Below are 3252 nucleotides of genomic sequence, written 5' to 3'. Positions count from 1 at the left end.
ATCATAAAATTCCCCCACCAACTGACAGGGGTTAGCATTTTTGCCCTGTAAATTAGCAACTGCTTGGCGATACATTTGAATGAGAACAAAAATCGGTTTTTTCTTAAACTGCTGAACTGCCTCTGCGTAAATAGTTAAACATTCATCCAATTCAGCCAGATTTTGACCAGTAAAATAGCAATGCATAGAGCATGTATTGGCACAAAATGAAGCATATTCGGTATCACCCGTATCGCGCCCAACTTGAAATGCTGCATCCAGTGAAGGAATAGTATTTTGGAGTGGTTCTTGCCAGTGGCGGACAAAGGAATTAACTACAAATAAAGTTCTCGCTTGCAGGTGCTTGGCATTGAAGCGGTCTAGCACTTTCAAGGCTAATTCACCAAATTTATATCCCCCTTGCAGATCCCCAACAACGCCACAGAGAATCAAGCCATAGGTAGCATAAGCAAAAGCTGATTCCGCCGCATTGCCGTATTTGGCGGATATTTCTACCTGTTTAAAGACCGTCAAAGGAAAAACGTTCGGGGCTGCTAGGTAGGTTGCGGAGGCGATACTCGCAAGGATGCGAATTGCCGCTAATTTCGTGGGATGGGTGAGTTTTGGCAAGTCGGCTAAGGTGTGTACCTGCTTACCTAGCAAAGCAAATTTAGTTTTTAACAATCCCAGCATAATTTGCGGTTGACCGGGGTTGCTAGCCAAGGGAATGCCCAGCAGTTGCAGAACTTGCAGACCGAGTTTAGAAGCTGCTAAGAGTTGATCGCGGGCGATCGCAGCTTGGATTTTGATCGCATAAACCTGCACTTGATCGACTGTGCTACGGGTCTTTTCCAGTACTTCATCTGTGAGTGCATCCATGCGTTCAAAGTCCCCACCCAGATAAGCAGCTTCGGCGGCGGCGGTGTGCAATGCCAAAGCTAGCTGATACTGTTGCCGCCAACAGTTAGCTGCTAGGCTGTTAATCCCCATTGTCAGATAATCTAAGGCTGGCTGATAGGCTGCTGAGGCTTTGGCTTTGTTACCTGCTGTTAAATTTAACTGAGCTAGTTTTTGGCGCTGTTGAGGGTCTGTAATCAGGTTGATGCCGAAATTCAGTTGGTTAACAATGTCAAAAATTTTCTCTTCTTGCTTTTGGGGAGTAATGCCTTGTAATAATAGTTGCCCAATCTGCAAGTGTACTGCCTGTTTTTGGTCAGTAGAAATCAGTGAATAGGCTGCTTGCTGGACGCGATCGTGCAGAAATTTGTAGACTACATCCAAATTTGTCAACGCTGTTACTTCTAGGTCGGCAACTTGCAAGAGTTGGTAGTCATTACCTTGGGGTAAAATTAGTCCTGTTTGCACGGCTTCCCAGAGTTGGGCGGCTACATCTACAAGAGATTTTGAGCTAGCGATCGCTAAGGTATGCAAATCAAAGGAATTACCAATACAAGCTGCTAATTTTAAAGCTTCCTGGGTAGCTACTGGCAGCTTTTGAATTTTCAGCGCCATCAACTCAACTACGTTATCAGTAATCTGGGCTGCCTGGATTTTTGTCAGTTGCCACTGCCATTGTCGCTGGGTGAAATTAAACTGGAGTAATTCTTCTGTATACAGCGACTTCAGAAATTCATTCATGAAGAAGGGATTACCATTAGTCTTCTGCTGAAGCAGTTCTGCTAAAGGAGTAATTTCTGCTAAATCGGCATTGTTGAGGGTATCGCTGAGGAGTTGTTGAATTTGGGGCAATGCTAAAGGCGTTAAGGTGAGTTCGTGAATAGCCACTCCTGCTTGTTCTAAGGATGCGATCGTTGTCCGCAGGGGATGGCTTTTATCTACTTCATTATCACGATAAGCACCAATCAACAACAGATATTGACTGTCTGCTTGACTCATTAACAACTGAATCAGCTGGAGTGATGCACTATCCGCCCATTGCAGGTCATCCAAAAACATTACTAAAGGATGTTCCTTTTGGGTAAAGACCTTAATGAAGTTTTGCAAGACCAAATTAAACCGAGTTTGCGCTTCCTTGGGCGATAGTTCTATAACAGGTGGCTGCTGACCAATAATTAGTTCTACCTCTGCAATCACTTCGATAATCACCTGGCCATTGACACCAAGAGCATCTAATAATTTTTTGCGCCAAGTGGTAATTTCGGCTTCACTTGTAGTTAATAGTTGGCGAATTAAAGCTTGAAAGGCTTGAATTAAAGAACTGTAGGGAATGTTGCGTTGAAACTGGTCAAACTTCCCAGAGATAAAATATCCCCGTTGCTGGGTAATCGGTTTATAAATTTCTTGAACTAGGGCTGATTTGCCAATTCCAGAATAACCTGCAATCAGCATCACTTCGCTTTGACCGTGACTTGCTCGCTCAAAAGCTGCCAGCAAATTTGCCACTTCCGCCTCGCGTCCGTACAGTTTTTGAGGAATTTGAAATCTACCGGAGCGATCGCGCTGTGCTAGTTCAAATAAGGGAATTTGCCCTGTAGTGTTCAACGTCTCCAGGCATTGCTGTAAATCCGCCTGCAATCCAAAAGCACTTTGATAACGCGCTTCGGCAGTCTTTTCCAGCAACTTCATCACAATTTGTGAAAGCGCTGGCGGAATCAGGGGATTAATTCGATCGGGCGGAATCGGTTGTTTGGCAATATGACTGTGAACCAGTTCTACAGGATCGTCGCTAATAAAAGGTAAATGCTGGGTTAACAGTTCGTAAAAAGTGACTCCCAAAGAGTAAAAATCGGTGCGATAATCAATCGAGCGATTCATCCGTCCTGTTTGTTCGGGAGAAATATAAGCGAGAGTCCCTTCTAAAACATTTAGATTTCGCAACGTGGGATTTTCCCGCGACAGCAAAGTAGCAATGCCAAAGTCAATAATTTTCGTTTGTTTAGTCGTGGGATTGAGAAGAATATTGGCAGGATTAATGTCTTTATGAATAATCTGTTGCTGATGAATTTCTTCTAAAGCTGCCGCTACTTGCATAGCCAATTGCAAAAAATTCTCTAGCGGTAGAGGCGATTGATTAAGTAACTCACGCAGAGGTTGTCCACCAAAATCCTCTAAAACTAAGACTAAGGTGTTTTGATACTTTTTCAAGTCGTAGGCTTGGATAATTCCCGGCGCTTGAAAACGGCGCGTGAGATCGTATTCAAGTTTAAACCGAGCGATCGCTTCTGGGGATGGGTATTCTTGCCACAGAACTTTCAGTACTACTGGTTGTCGATCTAACTCTCGATATCCCCGATAAACCTGAGAATTGGGGCT

At 44.0% G+C, this 3252-nt stretch carries 1 protein-coding gene; it reads right to left on the bottom strand.

Annotation, left to right across the window (positions count from 1 at the left end):
* Nucleotides 1–3252, bottom strand: a 3252-nt coding sequence (locus IQ229_RS20070; protein WP_194046749.1) for an ATP-binding protein, incomplete at both ends; no start/stop codon positions are given.

Source organism: Nostoc cf. edaphicum LEGE 07299, assembly GCF_015207245.1.
GTDB classification, from domain to species: Bacteria; Cyanobacteriota; Cyanobacteriia; order Cyanobacteriales; family Nostocaceae; genus Nostoc; species Nostoc edaphicum_B.
The sequence above is the reverse complement of the archived record's forward strand: the minus strand, read 5'-3'. Positions and strand labels throughout refer to the sequence as shown.